This window comes from Paenibacillus sp. P4_A7 (assembly GCF_056402455.1).
Map to the genome: position 1 here is coordinate 1 of NZ_JBFUHJ010000894.1, position 705 is coordinate 705.

A 705-nucleotide genomic window follows, 5' to 3' on the forward strand; every position below is an offset into this window, starting at 1 on the left:
GTACCTCAGGACTTTACAGCTGCTTTTCACTAGTGTATAAAGCAACATCCGGTTCACGCCGAGGTTAGTAATGGGATATAATAAAGTTTGATCAAAGAACGTGAGAGGAAGTTCATGACGCCGCCGCTTCGGTATGCACAGCATTTCAAACTATACTCTTCATATAAGATGAGTCCAACCGAATAAATCAAATGGACCATACTGGAGCTGTACAGGGCTGCCTGGCAGCAGATCACAGGCTCAGTTAATTAATCAATTATCAATTACGCAAATATAATTATAACTTGGAGGATTTAAAATGTACGAAGTTACAATGGATTTGGCAGGCGATTGGATTAAGACGGTGAAGGAGATTTTACAAAGCGCTGGTGATCAGTTGGTTGAAGAGGTTACGAATGAAGAGCTTTCAATACGTTATTTTCGACTGACAATGTCTGCCGAGCAAGCGGAAACAGCGGCTCGTGATACATTAATGAGGTTGAGAGATATGGAAAAGGTGATCAATAATAATCTTGAAACAACGATTGTGCCTGATATTCGCAAGCGGACTAACTATGATGGCAACCAGTTTCACTTTTGTTGGGTATACAATCAAGGTGAACATATTGTCGAGTTAAAATCAGAGTATCGGATTCCGCTGTAGAAACATATAAGCTAGCAGCGCTAATCATGCCCCCATCCTGAGTAGCAATAGCAGTATAGGGG

General features: G+C 41.3%; 1 protein-coding gene. It reads left to right on the forward strand.

Going from position 1 to position 705, the window contains the following annotated elements:
• The first annotated feature begins 298 nt into the window (after nt 1-298).
• Nucleotides 299-643 carry a hypothetical protein gene (locus AC1DWN_RS34785; protein WP_477563352.1) on the forward strand — a complete coding sequence of 115 codons (345 nt, stop codon included), beginning with the start codon at nt 299-301 and terminating at the stop codon, nt 641-643.
• The last annotated feature ends 62 nt before the right edge of the window (nt 644-705 follow it).